Source organism: Synergistaceae bacterium (genome assembly GCA_031267575.1).
GTDB lineage: Bacteria > Synergistota > Synergistia > Synergistales > Aminobacteriaceae > JAIRYN01.
Map to the genome: position 1 here is coordinate 1 of JAIRYN010000037.1, position 24,019 is coordinate 24,019.

The 24,019-nt window shown below is 52.6% G+C and carries 17 protein-coding genes; 10 read left to right on the forward strand and 7 right to left on the reverse strand.

The features are described 5' to 3' along the window. The 5 genes from LBJ36_05165 to LBJ36_05185 all read left to right on the forward strand — a co-directional run. Window positions 1–584 (forward strand): EamA family transporter (locus LBJ36_05165; protein MDR1378422.1); only part of this gene is annotated, 584 nt, incomplete at its 5' end. A gap of 185 nt (window positions 585–769) precedes the next feature. Further along, window positions 770–1,030 (forward strand): aminotransferase class I/II-fold pyridoxal phosphate-dependent enzyme, encoded by a 261-nt coding sequence (locus tag LBJ36_05170; GenBank protein ID MDR1378423.1) that lies wholly within the window; start codon window positions 770–772, stop codon window positions 1,028–1,030. Between the two features lie 134 nt (window positions 1,031–1,164). After that, entirely contained in the window at window positions 1,165–2,643 is a 1,479-nt protein-coding gene (locus tag LBJ36_05175) for a leucyl aminopeptidase (GenBank protein ID MDR1378424.1), read from the forward strand. Window positions 2,644–2,782: 139 nt separating this feature from the next. Next, window positions 2,783–4,648, forward strand: coding sequence for an oligoendopeptidase F (gene pepF, locus LBJ36_05180; GenBank protein ID MDR1378425.1), 1,866 nt, complete (start codon window positions 2,783–2,785; stop codon window positions 4,646–4,648). Window positions 4,649–4,766: 118 nt separating this feature from the next. Further along, on the forward strand, window positions 4,767–5,588 hold the full coding sequence (locus LBJ36_05185; GenBank protein ID MDR1378426.1) for a MerR family transcriptional regulator: 822 nt from the start codon (window positions 4,767–4,769) through the stop codon (window positions 5,586–5,588). A gap of 537 nt (window positions 5,589–6,125) precedes the next feature. Here the strand turns inward: LBJ36_05185 and LBJ36_05190 are convergent. From LBJ36_05190 to LBJ36_05200, 3 genes are all read right to left on the reverse strand, one after another. Continuing rightward, window positions 6,126–7,493, reverse strand: coding sequence for an MATE family efflux transporter (locus LBJ36_05190; GenBank protein ID MDR1378427.1), 1,368 nt, complete (start codon window positions 7,491–7,493; stop codon window positions 6,126–6,128). Between the two features lie 132 nt (window positions 7,494–7,625). Continuing rightward, complete coding sequence (locus tag LBJ36_05195; protein MDR1378428.1) at window positions 7,626–7,925, reverse strand: antibiotic biosynthesis monooxygenase; 300 nt, start codon at window positions 7,923–7,925, stop codon at window positions 7,626–7,628. Window positions 7,926–8,442: 517 nt separating this feature from the next. Next, window positions 8,443–9,477 (reverse strand): XdhC family protein, encoded by a 1,035-nt coding sequence (locus LBJ36_05200; GenBank protein ID MDR1378429.1) that lies wholly within the window; start codon window positions 9,475–9,477, stop codon window positions 8,443–8,445. Window positions 9,478–9,720: 243 nt separating this feature from the next. On the opposite strand from LBJ36_05200, the gene nifJ reads away from it, so the two are divergent. Continuing rightward, the gene (gene nifJ, locus LBJ36_05205; GenBank protein ID MDR1378430.1) at window positions 9,721–13,380 is read left to right on the forward strand and encodes a pyruvate:ferredoxin (flavodoxin) oxidoreductase; all 3,660 of its coding nucleotides are present in this window, start codon (window positions 9,721–9,723) and stop codon (window positions 13,378–13,380) included. A gap of 106 nt (window positions 13,381–13,486) precedes the next feature. Here nifJ and citF read toward each other — a convergent pair whose 3' ends face one another. The 3 genes from citF to LBJ36_05220 are packed head-to-tail and all read right to left on the reverse strand — an operon-like array spanning window position 13,487 to window position 16,249. Continuing rightward, complete coding sequence (citF, locus tag LBJ36_05210; GenBank protein ID MDR1378431.1) at window positions 13,487–15,058, reverse strand: citrate lyase subunit alpha; 1,572 nt, start codon at window positions 15,056–15,058, stop codon at window positions 13,487–13,489. 14 nt (window positions 15,059–15,072) lie between these two features. After that, window positions 15,073–15,978 carry a CoA ester lyase gene (locus tag LBJ36_05215; protein ID MDR1378432.1) on the reverse strand — a complete coding sequence of 302 codons (906 nt, stop codon included), beginning with the start codon at window positions 15,976–15,978 and terminating at the stop codon, window positions 15,073–15,075. 13 nt (window positions 15,979–15,991) lie between these two features. After that, window positions 15,992–16,249 carry a citrate lyase acyl carrier protein gene (locus LBJ36_05220; GenBank protein MDR1378433.1) on the reverse strand — a complete coding sequence of 86 codons (258 nt, stop codon included), beginning with the start codon at window positions 16,247–16,249 and terminating at the stop codon, window positions 15,992–15,994. A gap of 598 nt (window positions 16,250–16,847) precedes the next feature. Here LBJ36_05220 and LBJ36_05225 point away from each other — a divergent pair. Beyond that, the gene (locus LBJ36_05225; GenBank protein ID MDR1378434.1) at window positions 16,848–18,203 is read left to right on the forward strand and encodes a citrate:proton symporter; all 1,356 of its coding nucleotides are present in this window, start codon (window positions 16,848–16,850) and stop codon (window positions 18,201–18,203) included. A gap of 260 nt (window positions 18,204–18,463) precedes the next feature. Further along, complete coding sequence (locus tag LBJ36_05230; protein MDR1378435.1) at window positions 18,464–19,645, forward strand: hypothetical protein; 1,182 nt, start codon at window positions 18,464–18,466, stop codon at window positions 19,643–19,645. Window positions 19,646–19,872: 227 nt separating this feature from the next. Here the strand turns inward: LBJ36_05230 and LBJ36_05235 are convergent, their stop codons facing one another. Next, complete coding sequence (locus LBJ36_05235) at window positions 19,873–21,258, reverse strand: glucose-6-phosphate isomerase (protein MDR1378436.1); 1,386 nt, start codon at window positions 21,256–21,258, stop codon at window positions 19,873–19,875. 281 nt (window positions 21,259–21,539) lie between these two features. Between LBJ36_05235 and nuoE the strand changes: the two genes are divergently transcribed. After that, window positions 21,540–22,031, forward strand: a complete 492-nt coding sequence (gene nuoE, locus LBJ36_05240) for an NADH-quinone oxidoreductase subunit NuoE (GenBank protein MDR1378437.1) — start codon at window positions 21,540–21,542, stop codon at window positions 22,029–22,031. 123 nt (window positions 22,032–22,154) lie between these two features. Beyond that, window positions 22,155–24,008, forward strand: coding sequence for an NADH-quinone oxidoreductase subunit NuoF (locus LBJ36_05245; GenBank protein ID MDR1378438.1), 1,854 nt, complete (start codon window positions 22,155–22,157; stop codon window positions 24,006–24,008). Window positions 24,009–24,019 lie beyond the last annotated feature (11 nt).

The following is a 24,019-nucleotide window of genomic DNA, read 5'->3' on the forward strand; positions in this document are numbered from 1 at the left end:
ATTTCATAAACCCTCTAGTCAGCATCTTGTTTGGAGTCGTAATTTTTAAGGAACGACTTGGAAAAATCCAGTGGCTGGCAATCGCCATCGCGGCATCTGGAGTCTGTTGCGAAATGGTCGCGTTAGGACATTTGCCCTTTATATCGCTCAGTCTGGCTCTTACGCTCGGCGCTTATGGTCTTTTTAAAAAACTCTCGGCCGTGGAATCTCTTCTTGGCCTGACCGTGGAAACGCTGTTTATAACCCCATTTTTTCTGTTGTGGCTCATTTGGCGGCAATATTTGGGTGCGGCGCATTTCCCCTACGAGGCGCGGATTACCCTTTTACTGGCCGGGACTGGGGTAGTGACAGCCGTGCCACTCATCCTATTCGCGTGGGGCGTGAAAAGAAGCGCGATGACCACCGTTGGGATCGTCCAGTATGCTTCTCCCATCCTGATGTTCCTTTCCGCCACAGTGATCTATCACGAGCCCATACCTGCTGTGCGGATGTTGTCTTTCGTGCTCACCTGGATCAGCATCGCTATTTTCACGACCGACTTGCTCTGGCGCGCGAAAAAAAAGACCGTCTCACAGAATGAATGATTAGCACATAGGTTTGGCAGAACGGTGAATGACGGCAATGATGAATGACGATTAAACGCTGAAACGACCGAGAGGAAAATTCCTTGGTTATGTTTATTTCCTGTGGACTAAAATCTTTCATTTAGCGCATCCTTTGACATACTCCCACGACTAAAGTTGTGGGAGTATGTCAACTGAAAACCGAGATGAAACGTCAGGGATTTGACGTGGCTCATAGCGAAACATCCATTACCCCCGTCATTATTGGCGAGGCCCAGGTGGCCAAAGATTTCAGCGCAAAACTCTTCGATAAAAAGATTTTCGCGACCACTATCGTGTTTCCCACGGTCCCGCAGGATACCGCCCGGATCCGCATTATGGTCAGCGCGACCCACTCCAAGGAAGACCTGGACAAGGGTATGGAGGTTTTTGTCTCCGTAGGCAGGGAAATGGGCGTGATCTCTTAAGGAGCTATCGGTTGCGCTGAGGGTCTGTGTTCGTCCGGACGAGTGACAAAAAACAAAAATTGGGGTAACGTAAAGCCTTGTCTTGAACATCGACGGTCGAGTTTGGACCGACATATTTTGGAGGAGGCTTTTGAATGGTTAATATTGCGACTTGGGCTAGTTCACCAAAAGAGTGGCAAGGCGATGCGCTCTTGGCGTTGTTGCACGAAGAGGACTGCAAGGAACGCCCTATTCCGTCTCCTTGGGATGGATATGGCGAATACATCGAGGCTCTGCTGGAGCGCGGGGACTTCGAGGGGAAGAAGGGCAGCCTGACGAAAATCCCTCTTTTCGAGGGCGCAAAAAACGTCAAAAACCTCTACCTGGCGGGGTTGGGTAAAATCGCAAAACGCTCGCCCGCTACATTGCGCGACGTTCTAACGGGCGCGTTGCGCAAAATTGGACGCGAACGGAACAGATCGATACTGATTTTGTCCGATCAAACGGATCCCGAAGCAGACATGATCCTGGGTGAGTCCGCTGGGCTTTGTGGCTATGTCTTCGATAAGTACAAGAAAAAAGAAGAAGAAGACAAAAGTGGTTTTGTCCTGGAGAAAATTTTTGTCCAGAAGCTCGACACGGAGTTGGCGGCCAAGGGACAGATTTTCGCTGACTCCCAATGCTTTGCCCGCGACCTGGCCAACGAGCCGGGTAACGTCATCAACCCCGTGACCTTGGCGGAGATCGCCATAAACTTCGCAAAAGAACAGGGCCTAACCTGCGAGGTCTGGAACGAGAAAAAATTGGCGGACGAAAAAATGGGAGCCCTCCTAGCTGTGGGACAAGGATCGAAAAACCCTCCTCGATTAATTCACTTGACCTATACACCCAAGGACAATAGAAAAGAAAATAAAATCGTCTTCGTGGGTAAGGGAATCACCTTCGATAGCGGCGGTCTGGACCTAAAACCCTCCGACTTCATGAAAACCATGAAGGGGGATAAAAGTGGGGCTTGCAACGTTCTGGGGATTATGAAGGGCGCGGCGGCTCTGGGGGTAAAGGCGGAAATCCACGGCATCATTGCCGCGGCGGAGAACATGCCGGGCGGCAACGCCTTCCGTCCAGACGACATCATCCGGGCGAGAAACGGAAAGACCATAGAGATCGACAACACCGACGCCGAGGGCCGTTTAGTTCTGGCCGACGCCCTTGCCTTTGCCAGTGAGATGAGGCCCAACGCGATCATCGACATGGCGACCTTGACCGGCGCTTGCGCCGTGGCTCTGGGTTCCTGGTCGGCGGGGCTCTTCACGATGAACGAAGGGCTGTGCGAGAGTCTTTTGGCCTCATCGGGCAGGAGGGGTGAACGTCTGTGGCGCCTGCCGATGGACGACGAGAAGATCGGGGAAACTCTGAAGTCCAAGTTCGCGGATTTGGTCAACGGAGCCAACCGCTACGGGGGCGCCACTTTCGCCGCCATGTTCCTGAACGAATTTGTAGAAAAGGAAATCCCCTGGGCCCATATCGATATCGCCGGCGCCGACTTCATGAAAGAAAACTCCGGAGTTTACGCCAGAGGAGCTTCCGCTTGGGGCGTCCGTACTTGCTTGGACTATCTCACTAATTTGTATTGAGTCATAAATGCTATAATTTTGGAAATTCGGACTGTTCACGTTGAGCTCCGTACCTCTGAATTTGTCCGTTGAATTTGTCCGTACCTCTGAATTTGAACGTTTACATACTTAGCAACGTAAAGGTGGATGAAGCGATAGAATGCGTTACCTGATGCAAACGGCGCCGGATCCGAAACGGAATCCATGTCTGAGTCCGAGCACAACCTCGACTCAAGGAAAAGTTCCAGAACGGGCGGAGATCGACGCAAAATATAAATGGAACCTAGAGGACATTTACCCTTCCATCGAGGCATGGGAGGCGGCCTTTGCCTCCTTGTCCCCCAGACTCGACGCCCTGGTCGCCTTCGAGGGTAAAGCGACCTCCTCTGCCGAGGCGCTTCTGTCTTTTTTGCGCGAGGAGGAAGCGGTGGCCAAAGAACTGGGGCAACTCTACGTTTACGCCAATATGAAGAGCCACGAGGACCTTCGCGTGACGCGCTACCAGGAGTTGACGGGTAAAATCGAGAATCTCTCGATGCGTCATGGAACCGCGACGTCCTTTTTCCGGCCAGAGGTTCTCGCCATGCCGGAGGGGCAGCTTGCCCGGTTCCTGGCCGAAAAGGAAGAGCTGAAACTTTACGACTTCTTCTTTTCGGAGATTCTGAGGGAAAAAGAGCACGTGTTAAACCACCGCGAAGAGGAGTTGTTGGCCCGAACCCAGGAGGTTGGTGGCGTGGCTCAGAATGCCTTCACGATGCTGACCGACGCCGATATCAAATTTCCGGTGATCCAAGACGAAAACGGCCAGGATGTGGAACTGACCGAGGAACGTTATTACAAGTTCAGCCGAAGCAAGGACCGAAACGTACGCAAAGCGGCTTTTGAGGGCATCCACGATACTTATGGCATTTACAAAAACACGATAGGAACGCTCTACGCGGGGTCGGTGAAGGGAGACATCTTTTACTCCAAAGCGCGTCGATACGCAAACAGCCTGAACAGCGCTCTTTTTTCCGACAACGTGCCAGAGAGCGTTTACGACAACGTGGTGGAGACCGCGGGGCGTTACACGCCCTTGCTGCACGAGTACATGGAGCTGCGTAAGCGGGTGCTCGGACTGGACTCCCTGCATTTTTACGACCTGAACGTCCCCCTATCGGAAGAGCCGTTAGCCGACGTGTCTTACGAAGATGCTCTGGAGATGGTGACGGAGGCTTTGGAGCCACTGGGGTCTGATTACGTATTCAACCTGAAGTGCGGTTTTTCGGAGCGATGGATCGACGTCTATGAGAATCAAGGCAAAAGGAAAGGCGCGTACTCCTGGGGCAGTTTCGGCACACGACCTTACGTGTTGTTGAACTACAACGGGACGTTGCGCGACGTCTTCACGATCGCCCATGAGATGGGGCACTCCCTCCATTCTTGGTACTCGCACGGGACACAGCCTCAAGCCTACGCGGATTACACGATCCTGCTGGCGGAGGTCGCTTCGACGACCAACGAGTCACTGCTACTCGAACACCTGCTGCGTAAGAGCACGACGGAGGCCGATAAGAAGTGGCTTTTAGCCTACTATTTCGACATGGTGAGGACGACGTTTTTCCGTCAGGCAATGTTCGCGGAGTTCGAGCGGCAAACCCATCGTAGCGCGGAAGAAAACGAGACATTGACGCCCCAGTGGCTCAGCAAGCTGTGGGGGGAGCTTTGCGGAAAATACTACGGCCCTGCCATGACAGTGGACGGTCCCATTCGCATGGAGTGGGCACGTATTCCGCACTTTTACTCCGCCTTCTACGTTTACAAGTATGTGACAGGCTTTACGGCGGCGGGCGCTTTTGCATCGGCAATTTTAAACGAGGGCGCGCCGGCTCGGGAGCGTTACCTGACCTTTCTGAAAAGTGGCGGAAGCGATTTTTCACTCGACATCTTGAAGCGCACGGGGGTAGACCTGAAAAGCCCCGAACCCTTCGAGCGAACAATGGGCACGTTCCGAGAAAAACTGGACGAGGCGAAGAATTTATTTTGAGCATGGGCAGGGAGGCGGAGGCACTTCCTTCGCTTCTTCCTCTCTTCTCTTTTTCTCTTCTTCTCTTCCTTTTGGATTTCGCGAAAGTTGGCGTTGAGACATGAAAAAGAGTTGAGACATGGAAAAAAAGGGATTGCTTTCCATCAGCGAATTGGCGGATTTCGCTCGGATTACGCGTACCGCTCTGATTCACTACGACAAAATGGGGCTACTGTCTCCCGTTGAACGAGGAGAAAATAACTATCGTTATTATTCTCACCGTCAAATCGCCTCGATCAACTTGATCGTCACACTTCAAAAACTGGGAGTGCCGCTTGGCGACATCGCGGGGCTTTTGCGGTCGCGCACGCCGGAGAGCATTATGCGTCTTTTCTCGGAACAGAGCCATCAGATTGACCAAAAAATTAAGAGACTGTCGCAGGCTCAAAAATTATTGGTGACCCTAAAGAACATCATCGGCGGAGGTGTAGCTGTCAGCGTCGACGGCGAGGAGAAGATTGAGGTCCATTGGTCCGAGCCCGAATCCATCTTCCTCGGCCCTCAAAACGACTACTCGGACGGGATGTCGATCGAAGAAGCTACGCTGAATTTTTACCGGTATTGCAGCGCGAAGGAACCAAACATGGAGCTGTATTATCCGGTGTGGGGCCTCTTTTCTGAGAAGCGAATAAAACGCGGAGACTGGGTTGGCCCAGACAGGTTTTATTTCAAAATGCCGGACGCTCCCGATAAAAAACCGGAGGGCCTGTACATCACAGGCTACATACGGGGAAACTACGGTCAAAGTGACGCTCTATACAAGAGGCTGTTGGCGTACATCGACCAACATCACCTCGAAATTTGCGGCCCCGCCTACGAAACATATCCCCTCAATGAGATTTCGATCCCTGATCCAAATCAATACCTGATGAGGATCTCCATAACTATAAAGCAACGTTAAGGATTTTTGATAAATTTCAGAACATTCTATTTGGTTTTTATGAACTCATAATACATAAATCAAGTTATGACAATAATTTAATCGATTTTATCTTATTCACGATCCCCCCTCTTGACATTGATGTGGCTTTATAGTGTATACTACCAGCCGTTTTAGGAGGATAACTCCACCAAAGAGACAAGAATAATTAATATGAGGAATCCGAGTGAGTTTTATGGGGTTGGAGTTAGGTTTTTCTTTAGTTTTACACCGTATTGGGAGCGTAAGAGAGAAACGCTATCTGAAAATAGTTTTCGAGAGACGAGTAACGGAGAGATTGAGAGACGAGTAACGGAGAAAGAGACGGAGACGAGAGAACAAGAGAGGCAACAAAAGCAGGCGTTTGTTGAAAGCAATTTTGTTGAAAGCAATATCGACAATTTAGGCTCCGGCAAAATCCAAGCAATATTAGGATCGAATCGGGTCAATGCTTAAGTTGTCGATGTTGCGTTTCTACTGGCGTAAACGTTTAAGTTCTGTCTCCCTGAGCTTGAACGTTTACGTTTTTTGTATCCTTTTCATCATATAGACGAAACACAACCAGCTCACGGTTCCTCCTGCCACAAAAGAAAAAGGCTGAAACCACCAAATGCCCCGTTCCCCCAACCACCAAGCGAAAAAATAGGCTGCGGGAACACGGGAAAACACTGATCGCGTCAATTGAGTCGCCGTACCAAAAATAGAATAACCCGTTGCCACGAAAGCCGATCCCAGAGTAAACTGCATGACCACGATGGGGTAGGCCAGCATACTGATGCGGATGGACTGGGTGGCGAGGTCCATCACCCGCTCAGAGGGGTGGAACAACCCCAAAAACAGATGGGGGAAAATAAAGATGATGGCTCCGATAACCGTCATTAATCCACCCGCGATCCACGCGGCAGTCTTGATCCCCTCCATCATGCGAGGAATGTTTCTACGACCGTAGTTGAAGGCCAGAAAGGGGGTCAACGCCGACCCCACTCCCATCGCGATGGTGAAATAAAAATCCTCGACTCGAATGCCCAGCATCCAGGCGGCGATGGCATGAGTCCCAAAGGTCGCGAGAACACGGTTTACTGCTCCAAAGCCCAGAGCGATGCTGCCCGTGGAGAGTGTCACAGGAAAACCCACAGCCACAATTGATTTCCAGTGAGCCATCAAAGACCTGCTCAGAGGCAAAAGGAAAGACAAAGAAATGTCCGCGTTACGCTTCATTTTGCGGTAGATATACACGGCGGCGCACACACGCCCCACGAAAGTGGCCGCGGCAGCCCCTCCCACACCCCAACCAAATGTGAAGATGAAAATGGGATCAAGGACACCATTGACCAGATTCGCGGTTGCCATGCAGATCAGAGGAGTCACCGTGTCCCCTTGACATCGGAAGACGTTGTTGGCGAGGAACGTGTAGGTGATGAACGGCGCCATCAACGGCAGCCACATGTTATAGGCGTAGGTCAATGCCAGCATCTCGTCTCCCGACGCGCCAAGCCGATTGAAGATCGCGCCCGATACCGTGGGAATGAGCATGGGAAAAACCAAAACGGTAAGGATATATCCCAAGGCTAAACCAGAAAAAGCCACTTTCCGCGCGACCGGCAAATTGCCACGCCCCAAGTTTTGCCCGATCAGCGCGGTTACGCCTCCTCCCAGTCCCTCCAGCAGGGCGAAGAACGCGATGTTGACGGGAAAGGTCAAAGACACAGACGCCGTGGACAGTTCCCCCAACCAGGAGATGAAGATCGTGTCCACCATAAAAAAAAGCGTGTTTAAAAGCATCATACCAATGGCGGGCATGGACATCTGCAAAAGCGTAAGCCATACCGGCCCCTCGCCCAAGTCGGCCGGTTTGGAAAAAGAACGGATAAAGTTTGTAAAGCTCATCGAAATTAACCTCCGAAGACATTATAGAGACGCACGACCGCGCGTCTCTACATCCATCCACCCTTGTTGCCTTGTTGGAAACTTCTCAATTCTTGTTGGAAACTTCTCAATAAAAATAGCGAGAGCCGTTTATTAACTCAAAGATAACTCCTTGGCCTCGAAGATCTTCAATGTTCCGCCTTTTCCAAGGAGCCCCTCCCGGCGCTCCTTGAAGGTCTTCAGATGCGGGGATTTCAAATGATCGCGTAGAGAATCCAGATCCGTCCACTCCTCGACGAACTGTAACGTCACATCATCCTCGCTGGACACAAACAACTCATAATGAACGCATCCTTTTTCCTTACGGGTCGTCTCGATACAAGGTCGAGCCAATTCCACAACCTCCGCTCTTTTTCCCGGAAGACTCTCGAATTTGGAAGTAACGACAATCATTTTATTCACATTCACACCTTTCTACTTCAGCTTCTGCTTTGTTTATTGTATCATTACTTCACATCTTATCTATTTCTATCTATTTATCTATTTCTATCTATTTCCGCTTCGTCAACTAAAACTAGCTCCACCTCACTATCGTCTGCCCGATTTACGATAAAGCGATGAGAAAGTCAACGGCTTCAGCCGTTGTTGGATGAGATTGGATGAGATTGGATGAGAATTGCAACGCCGCCATTGGCAGCGTTTGTTTTGTATTTGGTTTCTTGCCATATATCTACTTTCATGTTAAACTCCTTTTATGGCTTATCAACGCGAGGTGCGGGGCGGAACACGACCGGGATATCAATCGGGATTATTGATGATTATTGATGCGGCTGTAAATATTCTCAGAGTGGGGGCATCCACTCTTAAAAAATAAAAAATTAAAAAATAAAAAAGAAGAAGACTTAAGACCGGTTTCAGTCGGCTGTCTTTGTCGATCTTAGAATCCCACAACTTTAGTCGTGGGAGTATGTCAAAGGGCTTCCATCAGGACTTCCATTTTTCCGCCACAGGCCATTCCATCCTCTTCCGCCAAGTCCTCCATATCGATGGTCTTCAAACGGTACCCGCCTTCCAGGATGACTTGCCTCGCGTCCCTCGCCACGTCCGCTTCGGCGCAGCCGCCACCGATGCTGCCGACGGTTCTTCCGTCGTAAAAAACCGCCATCTTCGCGCCCGCTTCTCGGGGCGTCGATCCTTTGGCGGACACGACCGTTATCACCGCTATACGCTCTTCTGTCCCTTCCTTCGCCGTGCCACCGAGCAACTGCATCAGCTCCATATTGGCGTGACACTCTCGTTTTCGCGATATGCCGCCGCGTTTTTCCCGCACGATTTCCGCCAGAATGGACAGAGCGATTTCCTCAGGGCTCACCGCGCCGATGTCCAGCCCGATTGGCGCGTGCAACCGCTCCAGGCGCTCTGGTGAAAAACCCTCTTCTTTCATCTGCCGCCGCACGAGGGCGACCCGACGACGCGAGCCGATCATCCCCACATACAAAGGAAAAGTTTCACTCGACAGAACGCTTCGCAGGCACTCTATGTCGTGTCTGTGCCCCCTCGTCATGATCGCCACGTAGTCGTTGCCCCAAAACGTCAAACGCTGGGATACCCTTTCGAAGCTCTCGCAGATTACCTCACTGGCGTTGGGAAAGCGCGTTCTGTCGGCAAAAAAAGGTCTGTCGTCAAAGACGGTCACTTTGAACTTTAGGAGACTCGCCATTTCGGACAAGGGCATCGCAATGTGACCCCCGCCAAAAACAATCAAACGTTGAGAAGGGAGAAAATGTTCCACAACCACAATCTCTCCTTTACTTTCTTTAGCATACAACGAGTAGCTATTATCCCATTTATTCGTCCAGTAGGCGACGGACGCTCCAGTATGCAGGGTTTTTTCCAGACCGGAAGGCTCAATCACCGTGACCAAAACCGTGTCTTGCCCCTCTTGCAAGTTCTGAAACAGTTCACAGTACACTCTTTTCATATTTTCCATTTTCATATTTTCCATAAGACGCCTCCCGCGACGTATCTGCTTGTATGGGCTATTATTATTAAAACATATCAGACAAACAAACAAAACCGGGGGTGATAATTTTGTTGTTGAAAACGAAAAAGGAGCGCGCCGAAAAATTTTCAAATCTAATTCCAAATCTAATTCCAAATCTAATTTTGAATCTAATTTTGAATTTAATGTGGGCGTGGGTCGCAAAAAAGGTCGAAAGTTTTGGAGAAAGTTTTGGAGGCTATAATCATGGCTAAACGCGAGACGCGGATGATGGACGGCAACACGGCCGCGGCTTATGTTTCCTATGCCTTCAGCGAGGTAGCGGCCATTTTCCCAATCACCCCGTCCTCTCCTATGGCGGAGTTAGCGGACGAGTGGTCGGCAAACGGCAGAAAAAATCTCTTCGACAGAACGATGCGCGTGGTGGAGATGCAGTCGGAAGGAGGCGCGGCCGGGGCGCTCCACGGCTCGTTGCAAGGGGGAGCTCTGACTACGACCTATACATCGGCTCAAGGGCTCTTGCTGATGATTCCCAACATGTACCGCATCGCGGGGGAGCTTCTGCCCGCCGTGTTTCACGTCAGCGCCCGTGCCCTGGCCAACAATTCCTGGAGTGTCTTCGGCGACCACCAGGACGTCATGGCAACTCGCCAAACGGGATTCGCCATGTTGGCCTCCAGCAACGTGCAGGACGCCATGAACCTGGCGGCTGTGGCGCATTTGACCGCTATCAAGTCCAGAATCCCTTTCCTGCACTTCTTCGACGGTTTTCGTACCTCTCACGAGGTCCAGAAAATCGAGGTACTAGAGTACGAAGAGCTGGAAAAGCTCCTGGACAAGGACGCTCTCAAGAGCTTCCGCGACCACGCTTTGAGCCCTGACCACCCCGTTCACAGAGGGATGACCCAGAACCCCGACGTGTTTTTTCAGATGCGGGAGGCGGTCAACCCCTGGTACCGGGATTTGCCAGCGATCCTCGATCATTATTTTCAGGAGATCAACACGTTGACAGAACGCGATGGCAAAGAAGGCCGTCAGCCTTACGCTTTTTTCAACTATTACGGGGCCTCGGACGCTGAACGCCTAGTGATCGCGATGGGTTCGGCCTGCACAACCATCGAGGAAACGGTGGATTGGATGAACGCCCGGGGGGAGAAAGTGGGACTGATTAACGTCCGCGTGTACCGTCCTTTCTGTCCCGAACGCCTGGTCGCGGCATTGCCGAGAACGGTGAAAAAAATCGCCGTCCTGGACCGTACCAAAGAACCTGGGGCCGCAGGGGAACCTCTTTACACAGATGTGCGCAGCGCCTTCTATGAGCTCGCCCTGGCAGGAGCCTCGGAGGCGGGGTTTGCTGCTTTACCTCTGGTTGTAGGGGGGCGCTATGGTCTAGGAGGCAAGAACTTTGGTCCGTCGGACGTTCTAGCCGTTTTCGAGAACCTGGCGCTGAGCGAGTCCAAGAACGGCTTCACCGTGGGCATCGACGACGACGTCACAATGACCTCCCTGCCACGCCCCAAGGAGGATTTCGACCCTTCCCACGCAGGAACAACAGCTTGCAAATTCTGGGGTCTTGGATCCGACGGAACGGTTAGCGCCAACAAAAGCGCTGTCAAGATCATCGGAGACTACACGGACCTCTACGCCCAGGCTTATTTCGCCTACGATTCCAAGAAGTCAGGAGGCATCACGATCTCTCATCTGCGGTTCGGGAAAACACCCATCAAGTCTTCCTATTACATCAGCAAAGCGGATTTTGTCGCCTGCCATAACCCCGCTTACGTGGGAAAATACGACCTCCTGAGCGATTTGAAGCCGGGAGGGTGTTTTCTCCTAAACGCCCAGTGGAGTCTCGATGAAATCGAAAAAAATCTCCCCGGTGACATGAAACGCGCCCTTGCCCGAAAGGGAGCGGCGTTTTACGTCATCGACGCCGTGAAGATCGCTCAGGAACTCGGCCTTGGAAGCCGCATCAATATGATTATGCAAGCGGCGTTTTTCAAACTCGTAAACATCATTTCCGTCGAGGACGCCACCAAATATCTGAAGGAGGCGGCCGCCGAGTCCTATGGCAAGCAGGGAGAGGAAGTTGTCGAGAAAAACTTCACCTCTATCGACCGAGGCATCTCCGACGTGATTTCCGTCCCCGTTCCGGCGGAATGGAAAGAAAAATGGAAAGAAAAATGGGAAGAGGCTTCCGACGCGCCCCGCGACGAAAATCTTTCTGTCCCAGAGTTCATTGCGAAATTCGTGAATCCCATCAACCGTCAAGAGGGCGACCAGTTGCCCGTCAGTGTCCTGAAGGGCTGCGAAGACGGAACGTTTCCTCTGGGGTCCAGCGCTTTTGAAAAGCGGGGGATTGCCGTGTTCGCGCCGGTGTGGAAATCGGAAAACTGCGTTCAGTGCAACCAGTGCGCTTTCGTGTGCTCTCACGCCGCCATTCGCCCGCTTCTAGCGGATGAAGAAGAGTTGACCGGTGCGCCGGAAAAGTTCCAGACAAAACCCGCGTCGGGCTTTTTCGACAGACCTGGCAGGCGATTCCACTTGTCCATTTCGCCTTTGGATTGCGCCGGCTGCGGCAACTGCGTTGACGTGTGCCCCGCCAAAGAAAAAGCCCTCGAAATGACACCTCTGGCCTCGCAATTGCCTTGGGGCACGGAATTGTGGAATTTCGCGGCTTCTCACGTTTCTTACAAAGCTCTTCCAGAGGAACAGTTACGTACCGTCAAGGGAAGTCAGTTTGCCCAACCTCTGCTGGAGTTCAGCGGGGCTTGCGCCGGCTGCGGGGAGACGCCCTACGTGAAACTTCTAACCCAGCTCTTCGGGGACCGGCTTTACATCCAGAACCCCTCCGGCTGCACCACCGTCTGGGGCGGAAGCTGTCCTGCTATTCCCTACACCGTCAATGCTCAGGGACACGGGCCCACGTTTGCTTATTCCTTGTTTGAGGACTGTGGAGAGTACGGATTTGGGATCCACATTGGGACCACTCAAGTGCGCGATCTCGTGGCTAATAAAGTAGCCCAAGTCCTCAAAGAGAATTTGCCTCACGAACTTAGGAACGCCATGAAAGAGTGGTATGAAGAGAGGGAGTCGGGTCTCGCGACCCGTGAGCGTGCCTCTCGCCTCACAGCGATTTTGGAGTTTTATAAAAACAAAAACAACGATCCTTTGCTCAATAAAATTCTCAATGAGATTTATGATCGCCGCGACTTTTTCGTTCGTAAAGCGCAGTGGATCGTGGGCGGGGATGGCTGGGCTTACGATATTGGCTATGGCGGCCTGGACCACGTGGCGGCGTCCGGCGAGAACGTCAACATTCTGATCCTGGACACAGAGGTTTACTCTAACACCGGAGGACAATCCTCCAAAGCCACGCCCGCCGCGGCCATTGCGGGTTTTGCTGCCAGTGGCAAAAAAACCCGCAAAAAAGACCTAGGCATGATGATGATTCCCTATGGAAACATCTACGTTGCCCAGGTCGCTATGGGGGCGGACAAAAACCAGACATTGAAGGCGTTCGTGGAGGCAGAGGCGTATCCTGGGGTGTCGGTCGTCATCGCCTACTGTCCCTGCATCAACCACGGGATCTCTTTGGGTATGGGCAAGTCTCAAGAGCAGGAAAAACGCGCTGTCGATGCGGGTTACTGGGGTCTTTATCGCTACAACCCCTTGTTAAAGAATCAAGGAAAAATCCCCTTCATCCTGGACTCAAAAACTCCCCATGCGAGCTTTCAGGAGTTTTTGAAAAGCGAGGTCCGCTACGCGGCACTATTCCGTCAGTTCCCCGACCTGGCTCAGGACCTTTTCAACCAGTGCGAGCGCGACGCCATGGATCGCCTGACGGCTTACCAGCGTCTGGCAAAACCGCTGGACTTTACACTCACCCCCATCGAAGCGAGATAAACACATTGGGTTACCCTCGCACTTTGTAGATGGTATCTTTGATATTATCTTTAGTAGACGCTATCGAGGCAGAGACGCACGGACGTGCGTCTCTGCTCTTGCGCTGTTACCCGCGCACTTTGTACACGCTGTCGAGAAGTGTCCCGTCCCTATTCTCCACCACCGCTACCACGCGACTCCGGTCAAATTCAGGAAGGTCGGGAACGCCGGTCATCTTCTCCACCTCGGCTTTGAGGTCCCGTATGTCCTTGACCGGCAGACGCGCGTCTCTGGCGAGCTTCAAGAGATCCTCTCTTCTGGGGTTGATACAAATTCCCCGCTCCGTGACGAAAGCGTCCACCGTCTCACCCGGCGTGCAAACAGTGGTCACGCTTTCCTTGATGGTGGGAACCCCGCCGCGGAAGGAGGGCGCCACAATCACGGCCAGCTTCGCCCCCGCCGCGGTGTCTTGGTGTCCACCGATGGCCCCCCTTAGAACGCCGTCGTGTCCTGTCTGAACGTTGACGTGGAAGTTCACGTCGATATCCAACGCCGCCAACACCACGGTATCCAAGTTGTGGGCGACGCATCCCTTATTGAAGGGGTTCGCGTAGCAAGAGGCGTCGATCTCGATGTGGTTGGGGTTACGCGTCATGGAGTCCGTCACGGCCTTGTCAAAGCTCTGGGTGTCCAGCATGGCCTCAAAGTAACCCTGCTCCAGCATCTCGATCATGTACCCGGACATTCCCCCCAGGCCGAAAGCGCCCTTGATTTTTTTTGCTGCCATGTATTCCTTGACATAAACTGCCACGGCGAGGCTGGCCCCGCCGGCTCCAACCTGGAAGGAACATCCATTGATCAGGAGTCCGGAGGCCGCGATCAGGTCGAAAGCGTTGCGGGCGACGCGCAGGTCCACAGGGTTACGGCTGATGCGGGCCGCGCCAGTGGCAATTTTCGAGGGGTCTCCGATACTGTCGATCACTAGAACTTGATCTACCAAATATTGAGGTATGGAGATCCGGGGTCGCAAGGGATAATCTTGAAGGTTGTCAGTTACGGCAATGACGTGGCGGGCGTGGCGGGCGTCCACTTGAGCGTATCCCAGGGAACCGCAGGCCGAGCGGCCGGAGCTGCCCGTCATGTTGCCGTACTTGTCGCAGGCCGGCGCCGCCAGAAAAGCCACGTCGATGGGAATATCTCCTTGCTCCACTGCCCGAGCTCTACCTCCGTGGCTCCGGAGAACCACGGGAATATCGAGTTCTCCCGCGGAAATGGCTTTACCCACCTCGCCCCGCGCTCCCGATGAAAAAAGCCGGGAGACCAGGCCGTTGCGCAGGTAGCCGGCGACCATATCGTGGCTATCAGGAAGGGAGCTGGGGGCCAATGTCAGATTCTTGAAGCCCATCTCGTCCAGGGTCTTCAAAATCGTCGGAATGACCGCGTCTCCGTTGCGCAGGTGATGATGGAAGGAAATCGTCATGCCGTCTTCCAATCCCGACCGCTCCACAGCTTTTTTTATGTCGTCCGTCACCTTGTCGTGTCGGGGTTCTCTGGGATTGAGTGGAAAATTTTTCCGCGTCGGGGTCAATTGGCGTTGAAGATAGGCAAAGGGAGAAACGTAGGGTTCATATTTCCCCAATCCCGGAATTTCCACGGGTACGGCCCGCGAGATCGCGTTTTCAACCATTTCGAGATTCATAAGCCCGCCTCCATTCATAAGCCCACTTCCTCGTCGATGCCGTACAGGTGTCCCAGTTCAATGAGGGAGAACGCCCGCACGACGATAGGACCGTCCACCATACGTCCGTCCACGGATATGACCCCTTTGCCCTCCCGTTCGGCCTGTTCCGCCGCGTCCACGATACGAAAGGCTCGGCGCAGCTCCCGTGGATCGGGCCGGTAGGCCTCGTGAATGGCGTCGATCTGCATGGGGTGAATGGCCGCCTTGCCCGTAAAACCCATTTGAGCCGCCAGCTTCGCCTCGTTTTTTAAACCCTCCGTGTCCTCGATGTCCGTCCAAACCGTGTCAAAGGCCATCAGGCCCGCGGCTTTTGCCGCCATCACCACACGACCCCTGGCGTAAAAAAGCTCCACGCCGTCGCGGGTTTTCTGAACTCCCATATCGGCGGTCAGATCCTGTCCGCCCAAGGTGAGGGCTTCCACTCGCTCCGAGGCCCGGGCGATGTCGAAAGCGTGTTCAATGCCGTGGGCCGTTTCCAGCATCGCGTGGATGCGGACTTCGCCCAAGGGCATTCCATGATCCTTTTCAATACGGGATATGATCGCGTCGGCGTGCTTCACGTCCTCTGGAGAATGACATTTAGGGACGCGCACCGCCACGGGCCTAGCGGGAATAATCTCCTCCAGATCGTCCTCGAAATAAGGCGTATCGGCCCCATTGACCCGCACGGTCACAATAACGCCTCCGAAATCGATCTCCTTGACAAAGTGGGACACCAGGCGCCGCGCCGCGTCTTTCTCGCGTTCGGCCACGGCGTCCTCCAAGTCAAGCAACACGCTGTCTGCCCCAAACGCCGGCACATGCTGCATCATTCCCGGATTGTTTCCAGGCATGTAGAGCATAGAGCGGCAGGGACGTCTTTTCTTGCGTTCTCTCATCGACAATTCCCCCTCAGTCCGCCTTTACAGCGCGCTCGAAGGCCGTTTCGATTCGGGCTCGCAGCGTCGCCTCCAGGGCTCCTCGGTCCTGTATCTGGACCACGGCCGGAGCGTAACGCCGCGCGATTTCTCCCGCGATACGCTCGGTCCTTTCCTTGAAGATCGCCTCGTTTTGTCCGCCATACTCCAGAACATAAGAATCCGCGGGCGAAACCACCACCATACAATCAGACGACTCCAATGTTCCCGCCTGAGCTTTTTTGAGCAACACGCAATCACCGATCCTTTCAGCGTACTAATACCTAAACACATTTTAGCGTTTTACAATAGCGTATCAAGTAGCAATATTGATGAATTATAGCTTATTTAGATACTATGTGTTGCCTACATATTTAAAAAGCATATACAAAACTTCATAGGTACCTTCTTTAGAATTTGTCCAGATCATTCTCTAGATCATTCTTGAACGCAACTCTATCATAAAATACGTATTTTTTGCAGCTTGATTCTCATATAGAATACTGTACTCTGTATGTAGAGTCAAGAATGATGGAAAAAGAACCGATGAGGAATCAGTAATTGCCACAAAAAAATTTTATTTTGTGGTAAATTTGTAGTAAAATTTTATTTTGTAGTAAAATTTTAAATTTGTAATGAAGTTTAGTAATGAAGTTTGGGATTTTGAAGAGGGGTGAGCTCACTCAGAAGAGAATATTTTTCGGCGCTAAAGCGGTGCTCGTGGGATATTTCTTCGAGCTTTGTGAGACTTAGCTTTTTCTTTGGCTTTATAGTCGAAGAAATACTATGCGGAATGTATCTACTCATTATAAGTAGGTATTAGTACGCTGAAAGGATCGGACCGGTATTTAATGATGAATATTACAATCATTGCTTACGCGATGCTCATTGTTTTCATGTATGTCATTATGACGAAGAAAATGTCTCCGCTTACCACTCTTGTGTTTATTCCACTTGTCTTTTCGGTTATCGCCGTGCTTGCCGGAGTCGCTATCAGTGAGCGGGGAAACCCGGTCTCTATCGCCGAACTGGGAAAATTTGCCATTGATGGCATCAGAACGACCTCAGTTACGGGTATCATGTTGCTTTTCGCCATCTTGTATTTCGCGTTGATGTTGAACGCCGGATTGTTTGACCCAGTCACAAAGAGCATGATCCGTTTTGCCAAGGGAGACCCTGCCAGGATATTGGTGGCCACGGCCATCGTCGCGGCCGCGGTTTCTTTGAACGGCGACGGTACCACGACGACTATGATCTGCTGCGCCGCTTTCATTCCCATCTATAAAAAACTCGGACTCAAAATGATGAACCTGGGCGTCTTGCTGATCCTGCAAAACACGATCATGAACTTGCTGCCTTGGGGAGGCCCCACTGCCCGGGCTCTCAGCGTTCTCCATATCGAGGAGAACATCCTTCCCTACATCTGGCCTGGAATGCTCGCCGCCGCCCTCTATATGATTGGGGTTGGTTATTACCTCGGCCGTCAAGAACGAAAACGCCTCGGTATCACCACCCTCACGAACGAGGCCATCGACCAGCTCACCCAGGTCTCCGACCCGGAGGTCCTCGAATTGCGTCGCCCCAAAAACATCTGGATTAACTCGATCATGACTATCGTTTTGCTGGGCCTTTTGGTCAAGGATTTTTTCCCGCCGGTGTTCCTCTTTATGACGGGTACAGTGCTGGCGCTCCTGATTAACTACCCCAACCTTAAGGAGCAGAGCCGTCGCATCGCCGATAACGCAGGTGACGCGGTGCAGGTAGTTATTTTGGTGTTCGCGGCCGGCCTCTTCATGGGGCTTTTCACGGGAACTGGCATGGCTACCGCTATAACCAAGAGTCTTGCTACCATCATTCCGGCCAGCTGGGGAGGATACTGGGGGCTCGTGGTGGCCGCTTTGTCCGCTCCGGGGACATTCTTCCTCTCCAACGACGCCTTCTACTATGGGGTGTTGCCGGTGCTCGCCGAGGCGGGGTATTCTTACGGCTTCACGCCCATGCAGATGGCTGTAGCCTCTCTGATGGGGCAAGCGTTCCATTTGTTGAGTCCTCTAGTGGCGTTCATCTATCTTCTGCTCAAGTTAACCGACCTGGATATGGGGCAGTGGCAGAGAGAGTCTGCCAAATGGGCAATCGGGATATTCGTCATTTTCGTCGCCATTCTCATCCTGACCGGGGCAATGCCCTATCACATTCCTCAAGGCTAATGGTAAAGTCTATATAATTGCTTTTGCGCCCTCCCATTTTATCGGGAGGGCGTGTTATTTCAAAATCTATTTCAAAATATTAGTGAGTTCCATCACGATTACAGCTCAATATGGATTGCCCTCAGTATAATAAGAGGCGCACGCGAAGTTATGAATTTAAAAAATCCAAGAGAAATTTTCAGAGATTTTTAATGAGGAAAGGTTCGGTTGTGTGAGTCGTAATGAGTGACAAAAATGGATGATCAAAATGGATAATCAAAATGGATGACAAAGGAGAAATTATCAGCTCTTACGAGGTAGACGAAAACCTGGTCCTGCAAATTTGGACGAAAGGCCTTTCTCCTAGGCTGGTAATTTTTAACAAAACCCAGAACAAGAAAAAGTTCATACGACTCAATTGGCTGGAAAACCTCGACCGTACCCTTTCTATCAAGGGGAAAAAAAGGGGATCGATCATCAATTATACGTTATCAAATTTGTTGTCGCCTCTACAGCGTATTTTATCGGAATACGCCGTGTACACTCCTTTTAAAACGTACCTTTGGAGGTTCTCCGTGACCCTCGAAAGGGTGTTGCACGCTCCGGCTATCGTTTTCGATAAAAGCGAATTTTCTCTCTTGCCGGAGGAAAAACGCTCTCGCATTTGGATCTCGGATCTTACGGGAGAGGAAAAGGGGAGCGGTTTTTTCCGTCCTTTTTTCCCACTGAACGAAAGGGAAAACAAGACAGTTTCTGAGAAAGGGCTGCTCTTCGTCGAAAACCGATGCGGTATTGACGACCTGGTAAGAACCGGCGCGCTTCGCAAGTTGAACGGGGCAAACATCGCCAGGTGGTATCGGCCAGTGCGTATCATGGCTGCGGCGATATTACTGGGCTTCTCCTACTGCGGAGAGGATGGTGCGGAGTTCACCGACGAAATTTGGCGCGCCGGGCAACTGGAAAAACCCTTAAGCTTCAAAATCGGTGATCCTCGCCTGAAATCCCTGGGACGCAAGTTCGTGGGGTACGTGCGGCATATGGAGAAGTTGAGCGATATAACAGTATGGGCGTCTTTAGACAGCGACAAAGATCTGCTGGGTGATGGATATACTCGAAAGCGGCGTGTGGACTTTCCTGCCGGCCTTTTGGGGAATATAGACACCGTCGTGACCTTCTTTGAACGCGAAGACGGCATGATGGCGTTGGGATATAAACCCAAGCTGAAACGATCAATGGGAAGTGGAGCGGGGTTTTATTATGCCTCACCTCCGCAAAAATCTCAGGAAAAGCAGGAATTAATCTACACTCTACCGATATTTTTGTATAAAAAAGCTCTTCTCGACGACTCTCTTGGAGGAGCCGCAGATGACTATTTTACCGTGGGACAGTTGACCTCGGCAAAGATGTTCGAGGCATGGTGCGATAGCCTGATTCCCTATATTGCCTATTTTGTGAGTATGTGATTCGAGAGGTGCTTCTCCTCGTTAAGCCCAAACTCCAAAAGATATCCGAAATTGTGAACTATAATTGTGAACTATAACCACAATAGAAAAGTAGAAAATGAACCGCAGCTCCTAAAAGCTTCCGCGTCTTAGAACCGCGGTTCACTCATTCTCCTCTTATATCATCTCACATCTATCATCTCACATCTCACATCGTTTTACGCTTTGGGAGAATTTCCCTTTAGAATTCAGAGAGTTGCCACCCGCTCTGCTATCTTGGCGGAGAGATTTCGCACTTCCTGCGCCTGAGTCTCGTACCCTCCGCGACCCATAAGTCCGTAGGTGTAGTTCTTGCCCTGCTCCACGCCGGGCTGGTCGAAGGGGTCGATCCGCATCAGCCACCCCGTCATGGCCGTCATGTATTCGTAGAACTGAATCAGTCCTCCCAGATGGTACGCGTCCAACAGGGGAACTGAGAGCGTAACCACGGGACGGCCCACTTTCGCCAAAGCTGCGACCGTGGCGGAGGCCTCGAAGTTGCGCAGCTCGTCCATAGACTTTCCGTAAAGATAGGAAAGTTTCTCGAACGCTTTCTCTGGGACCGCGGGTAGGGCGATATCTTTGTGCCCCTGGTTCACGGTGAGGACCGTGTAGAATTTATCGTCCGGCCCCGATGTGTAAAGCTGGATCTGAGAATGCTGGTCGATGGCCCCCAGGGCCCGCGCCGGCGTCGAGCCGTGCCCTCCCTTGCCCAGGGACTCGCCCCAAAGCTGGGCAAACCACTCGCAGAACTTCTCCAACGCGTCGAGGTAGGGCATCAGAACGTCGATGTTACGACCTTCGTTCATGTGGAGGTAAGAAAGCCCCGAAAGGATCCACGCGGGATTCTCCAAAACCGTCTCGGCCTTGGCGAGCGCCTCGTCCATAGCAGCCGCCCCAGCAAGAAGGGCCTTGCAGTCGATGCCCAACGCCCATGCCGAAAGCAACCCCACGCAAGAGAGAACGGAAAAACGGCCCCCCACGTCTTCGGGAAGAATCAGGCTCTTGCAGCCCGTCTCATCAATGAAGGGACGCAGAATACCCTTTTCCTTGTCCGTCACCACGATCACTCGCTCGCAGGCCGCCGCCTCGCCCAAGGTATCCCGGAGTTTTTCCCAAAAGAACAAAAAGTTCGAAGCGGTCTCCGCCGTGCTGCCTGACTTGCTGACGACGATAACGGCGGTACTTTCGGGATCGATCAGCTCCCAGATTGCCCGGTTGTCCACGGGATCCACGTTGTCGGACATAAAAAAACGGGGATGCCCTCGCTTGGCTTTGGAGAGCTCGTTCCAGTAAGGCGGCAAAAGCGCGCCGTGGAGCATCAAGTTACCTAAGGCGGAGCCCCCGATCCCCACTTGAACGATGGAGTCTCGCGTACCTAGCCAGCGCGACAAAGTCAGAACGTCGTCCACATTACGCTTGGGTAGGTTGAGCCACCCGAATCCCGCTTTCCCTTCCAAAGCGTTTTTGCGCAGCCACGCGTCACCTTCTTTGAACCCCGGCGTCAGGCTCTCCAAGTCGGAGAAGGCCACCGCGCGCTCACCACTCGTGAAAGCGGCTCCATACGCGAGCGATAAAAATAATTTTTCGTTCACCCGAAAAACCTCCTCTCGAAAATCTCAGGCTTCTGAATCTCGGATTTTAACCGAGGATGGTTCTTTTGAATCTACAGACTCGATCTCCATTAGCCCAATAATCGATTTCACGAACATTGTACTTCTTGCCGGCATAAGCCTCCTCCGTTGGTCCACTCACAATAGCTTGATAAATTGAAAAAACCGTCTTGCGTTCATGTCTCCATGACGATACACTAAATAATGCTTATTCCAACATCTCAAATAATATCACAAGAGAAGGTAGAGGAGCTGATGTTTTAATGACTGCGGCTATTGCGGGAACCATCTCGAACCTGGAGACTCGACTCACCCCGATCATCGAGAGGTATCGCGGTAAGGTGGGCGTGGCTATACCGCTGTTGGCGGATGTACAAAAGGAGATCGGCTACGTGGCCGAGGAGGCCGTGGAGTACGTGGGCACCGAGCTGGGGATTTCGGCGGCGGAGCTTTTCGGGGTCGCGACGTTTTACGCCATGTTTCGCTTCCAGCCCCAGGGAAAATACGTCGTCCGCCTGTGCCGAGGAACGGCCTGCCACGTTCAAGGATCCGGACGGGTGGCGGAACAACTGGAAAGATCGCTGGGGATTCACGACGGCGAAACCACGGAGGACCTGATGTTCACCCTCCAATACGTGGCGTGTTTGGGATGTTGCAGCTTGGCTCCGGTGATGTTGGTGGGTAACGATGTTCACGGTCGCCTGACGCCTGAAAAAGCTGTCGCTGTGTTGGAAGATCTGCGGAAAGCGCAATAGAGCTGTTAATACGCGCTTTAGAAGTCATATTAGAAGTCATATTAGAAGCCATATTTGAAAAAGCTTTATTTGAAAGAGTCATAATTTGAAAGAGTCATATCTGGGGGTGTCGCGTTGAACAAATTGAGCAAGACGACGGTAACAATTGGGCTGGCTAGCTGCGGAGTGGCCTCCGGCGCGCTTCCCGTTGCCGAGGAACTCGAAAGGCTTTTGGCCGGCCGCGAGGATGTGGAGATCAAGAAAGTGGGCTGCATTGGCTATTGCTACATGGAGCCTCTGGTGGGTGTAGAACGCGACGGGAAAAACTACACCTACGGCAAGGTGAACGTGGAGATTCTCCGCCGGATCGTGGATGAGCACGTCAATGGGAACAAAATTGTGAAAGAACACCTGATCCTAACCGACGGAACGGGAAAGCAAGACAGCGATAGCGGTAGCGAAAACTCTCGCATGGAGAAGCAGGTACGCATCGTCCTGCGCAATAGCGGGCTCATCGACCCTAAAAACGTGGATGAGTATATCGCCCGAGAGGGCTACCAGGGTCTCGCCAAGGCCGTTCAGAAAATGTCCCGGGACGAGGTCATCAAAGAAGTGCTGAACAGCGGTCTTCGAGGTAGAGGCGGGGCGGGATTTCCCACGGGGATGAAGTGGCGCTTTGCCCGCGACGCTAAGGGTACGCAAGCCAATGCGTCGAACCCCAACGGAACCGACAAATACATGGTCTGTAACGCGGACGAGGGCGATCCCGGCGCGTTTATGGACCGCTCCGTTCTGGAAAGCGACCCCCACAGCGTCATTGAGGGCATGACCATCGGAGCTTACGCTGTGGGAGCGTCTCATGGGGTCATCTACTGCCGCGCGGAGTATCCTATGGCAATTCAGCATCTGGATATCGCCCTAGGACAAGCTCGGGAGTGGGGTTTTTTGGGGAAGGGTATTCTGGGGGACCCGGACTTCGATTTCGACATTTATGTCAAAGAAGGGGCCGGCGCCTTCGTCTGCGGCGAGGAGACGGCGCTGATCGCCTCCATCGAGGGACAGCGGGGTATGCCCCGTCCTCGTCCACCCTTTCCAGCCAACAGCGGGGTCTGGAAAAAGCCTACGAACATCAACAACGTGGAGACCTACGCCAATGTGCCCTGGATTCTGCTCCACGGGGCCGAGGCCTTCAATCGCTACGGGCACGGCCGCAGCAAGGGGACGAAGGTCTTCGCCCTAGCTGGTAAGATCAAAAAAGGTGGACTGGCTGAGGTCCCCATGGGTATGCCCCTACGGGAGGTCATTTACGACATCGCCGGGGGCATAGAAAACGACCGAAAGTTCAAGGCCGTGCAATTGGGCGGCCCCTCCGGCGGTTGTGTGCCGGAGCATTTGTTGGATACCCCGGTGGACTACGAGTCCATCAACGCTACGGGAGCCATCATGGGGTCCGGCGGCATGGTGGTCATGGATGAAGACACCTGCGTAGTGGACGTGGCGCGCTTTTTCCTGGCCTTCGTGCAAAAGGAGTCCTGCGGAAAATGCCCATTCTGCCGAGTGGGCACCAAACGGATGTTGGAGATCCTCGAAAGAATTACGCGAGGCGAGGGTGTGCTGGAGGACATCGATAAACTTCTGAGCCTGGCAGAGCAAATCAAAGACGGCTCTCTGTGCGGCCTGGGCCAGACCGCGCCTAACCCCGTGCAGACGACGCTGAAGTACTTCCGGGACGAGTACATCGCCCACATCGTCGAAAAAAAGTGCCCGGCCAAGGTATGCGCGGCATTGATCCGCTACTCTATCGACCCGTCGCGCTGTATCGGTTGCGCACGCTGCTCGAAGGTCTGTCCGGTCAAGGCCATTTCAGGAGAGGTGAAGAACCCGCACCACATCGACGAAGAGGTCTGCGTGCGCTGTGGGCTCTGCAAAAAGACCTGCCCGGTCTCCTGCATAGAACTGAGTTCGGGGGACACCGATCCCAAGGCGTCGGTGGCGTAGGGAGGAAGATG